This is a genomic window from Nevskia soli, assembly GCF_903970205.1.
GTDB lineage: Bacteria > Acidobacteriota > Terriglobia > Bryobacterales > Bryobacteraceae > Bog-113.
Genome location: NZ_CAJCHS010000298.1, coordinates 1 through 8009, shown reverse-complemented (window position 1 = coordinate 8009; position 8009 = coordinate 1). Strand labels below are relative to the sequence as shown.

Here is an 8009-nt window from a genome sequence, read left to right as displayed (position 1 = left end):
CGCGCGCAACAGAGTCCCGCTAAACCCGCTCCGATTACAACCACGTCCGCGCTCATGCGGTGGTGGGCGCAGGTTCAATTGGCATGGGTTCGATGGGCATGGAGTCATGCGCCAGAATCTCGACCGAGTTGCCGCCCGGGTCTTGGACATAGCAGGAACGCGTGCCGTCGCGATGCAGCTTCAACGCGCCGAAGCGCTCCGCCTCATTGCTGACGAGTCCAATGTGCGGCGGATGTTGTTCGGGAATCACCAGCGCCAGCCGGACATTGGCAAACGCCAGCAACGCCCACGTGTCGTCCTGATAGCGCACCTCGCACTGAAATGTGCGCGTGTACCAATCCACCGAGTCTCGAATGTTCTTTACGGGTACCGCTACGTGGTCGATTGCGTCCAGCCGGGTCATGCGTCCATTATCCGCGCTTGCTAGCATGGCGGTATTCATGAGCGAATCGCGTCGCACCTTTCTCCGGCAAACGGCGCTGGCTGCCGGTCTTGCCGCCCCGCTCGCGGAGGCTCAGACCGCGCATCGAGCCACGCATACGCAACCCTCGACCGTATCATCGAGCACGGTAGCGAGCACGGTAGCGAGCACGCCGGCTTCGGGCGGCATTGCGTATCCGCGGGTCTTCGAAGGGCGGCAGCTCGCCATGATCGGATTTCCCCTCGGCGGCGTTGGCGCGGGCAGCATCAGTCTCGGCGGCCGCGGCCAGTTGCGCGACTGGGAAATCTTCAACCGGCCCAGTAAAGGCTACGCGCCTTCCTACGCCTTTCCCTCGATTCGCGTGGAATCGCTGAAAGACAACCACGCGGTGTCGCGCGTCCTGGAGAGCCGCATTCTGCCGCCCTACGAAGGTCAGGACGGTCTCGGCGCCGCCAATGTGCCCGGACTTCCGCGTCTCGAAACCGCCCGATTCACGGGCGAGTTCCCGCTGGCCCACATCGATTTCGAAGATCGCACGTTGCCCGTAAGCGTTTCCCTGGATGCCTTCACGCCCTTCATCCCGCACAACGCGGACGACTCCGGATTGCCTGTCGCGATTCTGCGCTACACCGTTCACAATCCCGGTCCCGCCAGCGCGCGCGTGTCGATCGCGTGGTCGGTGAACAACACGGTTCACGCCAACGATCATCGCCGCGGCGTTCCCGAGACAGCTCCCGACGACGGCCGCCTGAATACGTTCCTCACCGAAGGTCGACTGGCCGGGATCACGATGAGCAATCCCAAACTCCCGGCGAATCACCCTTGGCATGGTACGTTCGTGCTCGGCGTCTTGGATGCTTCCGAACCGGAGCTGAGTCACGTGACCGGCTGGCCGCGCGGCGCATTCTGGAATTCCGCGCTGCTTTTTTGGGACCAGTTCTCCGCTGCCGGCCAGCTCGGCGAAACCACGCCGGTCACCAGTCCTGTCGGCTCGCTTTGCATCTCCCGCGAAGTGGATGCTGGAGCCTCGGAGCAGTACACGTTCCTCATGGCCTGGCACTTCCCCAATCGCACCCCGGATCTCTGCGGATGGGAATCGCCGCCCGGTCTGGGCGGCACCGTCATCGGCAACTGGTACTCTCTACGCTTTAGAGACGCATGGGAAGCGGCTGCGTACACTGCACAGAATCTGGAGCGTCTGGAGAAGTCCACGCGCGCGTTTGCGTCCGCAATCCGCGAAAGCGATCTTCCCGCCGCCGTGAAAGACGCCGCGACTGCCAATCTATCGACACTGGTGTCGACCACCTGCTTCCGCACCTCAGACGGCGAATTCCACGCCTTCGAAGGCTCCGAAGATAATCGCGGCTCGTGCTTCGGCAATTGCGCCCACGTGTGGAGCTACGAGACCGCAACCGCGTTCCTGTTTCCGTCGCTCGCCCACTCCATGCGGCGCGCCGCGTTCGGCGGTCAGATGGATGAGAACGGCGCTATCCACTTCCGCCAACGGCTTCCTGAAAACGGAGATCGTTTTCCGTGGGCCGCGGCCGACGGGCAGATGGGTCACATTATCCATGCCTATCTCGATTGGAAGCTCTCCGGCGACGCGCTCGCGCTGAACCCGCTTTGGCCAAAAATCAAGAAAGCCCTCGAGTTCGCCTGGACACCCGGAAGCTGGGACGCCAATCGCGACGGCGTCATGGAAGGCGCGCAGCACAACACCTACGACGTCGAGTTCTACGGCCCGAATCCTCTCTGCGGGATCTACTATTTGGCCGGTCTGCGCGCGGCGGAAGAGATGGGCCGCTTCGTGGGCGACGACCGTTCCGCCGACGAGTACCGCCGCCTGTTTGAGGCCGGGAGCAAGTGGATCGACGCCAACCTGTTTAACGGCGAATACTACATTCAGGACATTCAGGGCATGGCGCCGGACCGCATTGCGCCCGTAACCCGCACGGGCGTCGGCGGCTACGATCCCCGAGTTCCCGAATTTCAGGTTGGCCACGGCTGTCTGGTGGATCAGCTCAACGGGCAGTATCTCGCCCAGATCGCCGGCCTCGGACCCTTGCTCGATCCGGCCCATGTACATACCGCGCTGCAGTCGATCTATCGTTACAACTACAAGCGCTCCCTGGCGGACCACGACTGCATCCAACGCGCGTTCGCGCTCAATGATGAGAAGGCGCTGGTGATCTGCGATTACGCCAAGAGCCCGCGCCCCCGCATTCCGTTTCCTTATTTCGGCGAAGTGATGACCGGGTTCGAATACGCGACTTCCGCCCATATGATCAGCGTAGGAATGGTTCGGGAAGGCGTCGAGTGCATCGGAAACATACGCGCGCGATTCGATGGAGAGAAGCGCAACCCGTGGGATGAATCCGAAGCGGGACACCATTACGCGCGGGCCATGGCGTCCTGGTCGGCGGTGGTGGCTCTCGCCGGTTTCCACTACGACGGCGCGAAATCGGCCGTACGGGTCGAGCCGCTGGCAGCGCCCACACCGAATTTCCGGTGTTTCTGGTCCAACGGGACCGGTTGGGGCACGTACACGCTGAGCGGCGGGACCCTTGCGGTGCAAGTGATTGGCGGTCAGCTCGACTGCGCCTCCTGCGAATTTCCGGGCTCCGGCAGCAGTTTATCGAGTGCCGCGCTGGCCGGCGCGCCGGTCACGCACACACTTGAAGGGCGGGTATTCCGTTTCAATCCCCCGCTCGAAATCAAGGAAGCGGGGGAGCTTCGTCTCGCGCTGCACGGATGACGGTTAACAACGGAACGCGGTTGCGTACGGCTTGGCCGCTCGCCGCTTCCATCCTGCTTTTTCTGGTTCTGCTGAGTACGATCGTTTCCGCGGGGATGCGCCTTTGCGACGGCAAGCTCATCTACCCGATGGACGATACCTACATCCACCTGGCGACGGCGAAAAACCTTGCGCTGCACGGCGTCTGGGGGATAACGCGGTATGCGTTTACGTCGTCGATCTCGTCGCCGTTGTTCACGCTGCTGATCGCGATCGTGTTTCGGCTCATCGGAGTCCACGAATGGGTCCCACTGGCGCTCAACGTGATTGCCGGGATACTTCTCCTGTACGTAACCGACATTGCACTCAAGCGGGCAGCGGTAAAGCCCCTGGTGCGGTTCGCCTGCATGGCGATCGTCGTTGTCGGCGTACCCCTGCCAATTCTCGCGGTAAGCGGCATGGAGCATGTGGTCCAGACGCTTCTCTTGTTCGTTTTCCTGGCGCTCTATATCCCGATTTTGCTCGAGCCGGCGCCACCCGGCCGCACTTTTGCGTGGCTGCTCCTCGTTACGGCCGCGCTCGTCATGGCGCGCTATGAAGGCGTCGGCACCGTTTCGATTGCGGGGCTGTTGCTGATCATTCGCCGCAAATGGTTCCAGGCGGCGCTTCTTGGACTAGCGGCGTTTGTCCCGCTGGCGGCGTTTGCCTGGCTGTCGGTCGCTCACGGATGGTATGCGATTCCAAACTCGATTCTGATCAAGGCCAACATGCCGCACCGGACCGGAACCATCCCGGCATTGCTAGCCGGCCTGGCCTTCAACGCTCACATGGCGCCCTGGCTTCCGTGGCTCATTCCGCTGCCCGCTTGCCTTGCGTATATCGCGTGGCGTCGCAATCGCACGATGTGGAACTCCACCGTGATTGGCTTGATCCTGCTGGCCGGCTCAGTCGCCCTGCACCTTACCTTTGCCCGGGTCGGTTGGTTCTTCCGCTATGAAGCGTACCTGATCGCCTGGGCGATCGTATGGAGCTTTATCGCCTGGCCGGATTGCCGCCCGGCGCTCTTTCATCCTTCTACGGTGCGGCCCGCATTCGCATCCTGGCTCGCCGCAGCCGGTGTCGTCGTGTCCGCCCTGATGTTCGTTTATTTCGACGCGCGCCGCGCGGACGAAGCGTTCGCGAATGCCAGTCTGGCCATGAAGAATGTCTATGACCAGCCGTATCAACTCGGCCTGTTTGCTCGCGACGAGCTGCCGGGCGCGACTCTCCTGGTTGATGACATGGGCGCCATCTCGTTCCTTTCGGACGACCGGATTTTGGACGTGGTCGGATTGGGAAGCATCGAGCCCGTCATTGCGATGCGTCACGGCGCGTTCAACGCCGCATGGCTCGATGCGTGGCTGAAACGTGAACATGCCGATGCCGCGCTGGTTCACATCACCGGACCCTGGTCCGTCGCTCCGCTGCCAAGCTGGATCCCGGCCGGCTCCTGGACAATTCCGGATAACTACGTTCTGGCGTGCGACACCGCTCACGTGTATGCGCTGCAGCCGTCGGCAAAGGCGGAAGTGGAGAGCGGCTTCAGAAACTTCCGATCGAAGCTGCCCCGGGATATAGGATCAATTAGTTACTGAGCCCCGACCGTAAGGGAGCGGGTTAAAGCGGCGCGACGATCCCGTCATGTCTCGCCACGATTCCTTTAATCGCCGGCGGGAAAAACGGGTACGACTTGATCGCAATGAAGTCCGTCAGACCGTAACCGCTGGTAAGATTCAGCGCGATCACTAGAATCACGAAGTTCCGCTCAGCGTTGTCGACTGCAATCTTCGCCGCTCTAAAGCGCATGTTGACCAGTAGCAGGGATAAGTACCCATCGAGCACGCAGATCGTATTCCAGCGTACTTGATCCCAGCCTAGAAGGTGCATTGCTAATGGAGCGAAAGTGGCTATCAGGACCGCCGCTCGTATATAGGATACAGATCGATCTACACTCTCCAAGGTACGAAAGCAGCGGCGAATCAGAAGAAACAGAACCGGACCGAAAACGCATAGGGATAAAAACTGTTCCGCCCACCACCAATACGAGTGAGCGTACATATGCCACATCAGCGATAAATTGTGACGCAACGAGAAGGTGAGTACGTCGAACACATCTGAACGTAGAGGGAAATCTACTTTGGAAGACATACGGGTCTGCATTAGACGCACCTGATCGAGACTCAAACTCGGCTTCAGGGAGGTTACGAGCGCCATGACTACGGCGAGAGCGCATAGGACGAGTCCGCGAGTCCAGGCTTTCCGGCCAACTTCCTTCGATTCCTCGACGCCGTCAAGAAAGAAGCTGAACAGGATTACCGGAATAAAGAGAAGCAGGAAGTTTTCGTGAATCAGAATGGCGACCGGTATTATCGGTAACCCGCTCAGAAAACGCAGCCGGCTGTCTCTTATGAGCAATAGCCCGACGGTGAGTGCCGCCAATGGAATATCCGTGTAGCCGATCAGATGCACTAGAAATGTCACGCAGTAGCTACTTGCAAAAGCCGCGGCTATATACCAGCCGCCTCGCTGGCTGAGTAATCCGCTGCGCAGCGTCATCAATGTTATCAGGAAGAGAAGTACGGCCGTCTCTGTAACAAACATGGCCCAAAGCGGGTGCCAGTGCCATAAGTGGATCTCGTGATAGAACGTGCCTAAGAGGCCGCGTTTGACAAAACCAAAACTATAATCGAGCTCGGCGTGAGTAAGGGCCCAAAGCCCGGGCCGCCGAACTCCCTTCAACACAGCAAGAACAGCTAACAGGCAAGTGAATAGCTTCCAGAAATTGGACTCATTTTCGAACCATTCGGAAATTGTGGATCGGCGCAAGCGAAACAACCTTCATGGTACCTTGACCCGTTAGTACGGCTATTGCCCGCGTAGTCGGTACAAGGTCCAGTTGGCAAGACGCTTTTCGTCGTCGTAATGCGCCCGTACGAAGTCCCGGAACGCGGTGAAGTCGTTGAAGCTCTGGTCGGACGACACCGGCATCAATCCGAAGGCGTCGTCGCTCGGCACCAATACATAACGGGGAGGGCGCGACCGAATCTTTTCGAGAAACTCCGCTCGATAGGAATCCTGATAGGGATTGTTTTTGCCGATCTGCAACGGATACGTGTAGCCGAACCGGCTTGGCGCCCCGCGATTCGCGAGATAATTGATACCCGCGTCGAAGCCCCAAACCTGGACCGTGTCGTTAGTAGCGCTATGTTCCTCCACATAAGCAGCTAAGCGCCGGATCGCAAGGGCATCGAAATGGTTCTTGTTGAGGTAGACGAAATGGGAATAATAGTCGTCCGGCGATATCTTGCCGGCGCGGTATAAAACCCATTCCTTCACGGAGCGCAGCGGGTCGTTGATGAATAGCAGTATGAACGTCGCGAGTACCGCCGTTGCGGCTGCGGGTCTGAACTCACGGAACTGCCGAAGGCCGACGGCGGCGCCCAAGGCGACCGGCGCCACTAAAGGGACCCACTGATACTCGAAGTACTTACCCTGAATGATAAGCACAAGCAGGTTGAGTGAAAACCAAAGTAGATAGAGCATCCCGAAACGCTTGTTTCGGGCGATCAGGACTACCGCGCCGAACATGGCTAGAGGAACACCCACGCTAAGAGGGAGAAAATCCTGCCATGCGCGGATGAATGTGCGGACCTGGTCAAGGGGCGAAGCTCCTAATTTCAAATGAGCGCGCAGGTTGAACAGCAGATAGGTATTGACCAGATTACCCAACGCGTGGCGCATCCCGAAGTAAGCGACGGTCGCAAGGATAGGAACCGATAAGCCAATGACCGCCGCAAGGATTGCCTTAAGAATCCAGCGCCCGTTCCGCTCGATGAACGGCGCGACCAACAGGATAAAGACCCCATAGACCGGCTTCTGTAAGCAGCAGACACCCACCAGAAACGATGCGACGGCGATCACCCGGAGAGTAACCCGCGGCCGGGCGCTGACGATCGCGACGACGATCGTAACGATACATCCACACCACGTGTCGGGTTGCGAACTGATCACGAAATTCAGCCAGGTAGCGAAAAGGGCGCCAAGAACCGCGGCATACTGAGCCGCCTGGCGATCCCAGAAGCGGAGAGCTACGACTGCCAGTGCGATGAGATGGACCAGGCCGATTAGAAGGTCGAATACGCGGATGCCCCACGCATTGTGCCCGAACACCAACTGGGCCAGCGCAAACGTGTATACCGTAAAAGGTCCTTTAACATCCCATGCATCGTTGTAAAGCACGCCCCCTTTCAGGATGACGCTTCCGGCCCAGGCGAAATCGCCCTGATCGCGCGCCAGCGGCCAGGAGAGCGTCGCAACGGCCCACAGCGCAAGCAGGATAAGAAAAGCGGCCCATGCGCAGAGCCGGACTGTAGGGTAGATCGATCGGAGGGGCCGCGGCACCACGTTCCTGTAGGATAGCGTCGTCGCCTGGGTCTTTCGTCGATCGGGTCATGATTGCCCGGAGCCGTGACGGCGCGGTATCACGCGGATGAAAGCGCGGTTTTCGCAAGTGTTTCCGCACAGTGTTTGATTCTGGTTTCCAGATGTGCTTTAATGATTCATGCGATCCGCACGAACGATGGTTCCCATTCCCGAAAAAGTAGCCGCTCAAATCGATAAGATCAGCGGCCAGAAGCGCCGCACGACCTTTATCGTGGAGCTTCTGGAGCAGGAGATCGAACGCCGCGAGCAGCTTGCAGCGCTTAGCGAGGCAGTCGGCTGCTGGAATGACGAGGACCATCCCGAGCTCGCCAACGGGTCGGAGGCGTTCGTGCGGGAACTCCGGGACGGCGCGGCGCAAAGGCTCGAGAAGAT

Annotated in this window: 6 protein-coding genes; 3 read left to right on the top strand and 3 right to left on the bottom strand. The window is 59.6% G+C overall.

Annotated elements, in window-relative coordinates; genetic code table 11:
• Positions 1-52: 52 nt before the first annotated feature.
• Positions 53-403, bottom strand: coding sequence for a VOC family protein (locus H1Y01_RS13170; protein WP_180540976.1), 351 nt, complete (start codon positions 401-403; stop codon positions 53-55).
• A gap of 37 nt (positions 404-440) precedes the next feature.
• Here H1Y01_RS13170 and H1Y01_RS13165 point away from each other — a divergent pair, with 37 nt between their 5' ends.
• On the top strand, positions 441-3176 hold the full coding sequence (locus tag H1Y01_RS13165; protein WP_180540975.1) for a GH116 family glycosyl-hydrolase: 2736 nt from the start codon (positions 441-443) through the stop codon (positions 3174-3176).
• A 20-nt stretch (positions 3177-3196) separates the two neighbouring features.
• Positions 3197-4789 carry a hypothetical protein gene (locus H1Y01_RS13160; protein WP_180540974.1) on the top strand — a complete coding sequence of 531 codons (1593 nt, stop codon included), beginning with the start codon at positions 3197-3199 and terminating at the stop codon, positions 4787-4789.
• Between the two features lie 22 nt (positions 4790-4811).
• On the opposite strand, the gene H1Y01_RS13155 is transcribed toward H1Y01_RS13160, so the two are convergent.
• Positions 4812-6020 (bottom strand): hypothetical protein, encoded by a 1209-nt coding sequence (locus H1Y01_RS13155; RefSeq protein WP_180540973.1) that lies wholly within the window; start codon positions 6018-6020, stop codon positions 4812-4814.
• A gap of 39 nt (positions 6021-6059) precedes the next feature.
• A complete protein-coding gene (locus H1Y01_RS13150) occupies positions 6060-7595 on the bottom strand; it encodes an ArnT family glycosyltransferase (RefSeq protein WP_180540972.1) in 1536 nt (511 codons plus the stop codon).
• A gap of 160 nt (positions 7596-7755) precedes the next feature.
• Here H1Y01_RS13150 and H1Y01_RS13145 point away from each other — a divergent pair.
• Positions 7756-8009: hypothetical protein (locus H1Y01_RS13145; RefSeq protein WP_180540971.1), on the top strand; the 254-nt coding region annotated here is incomplete at its 3' end.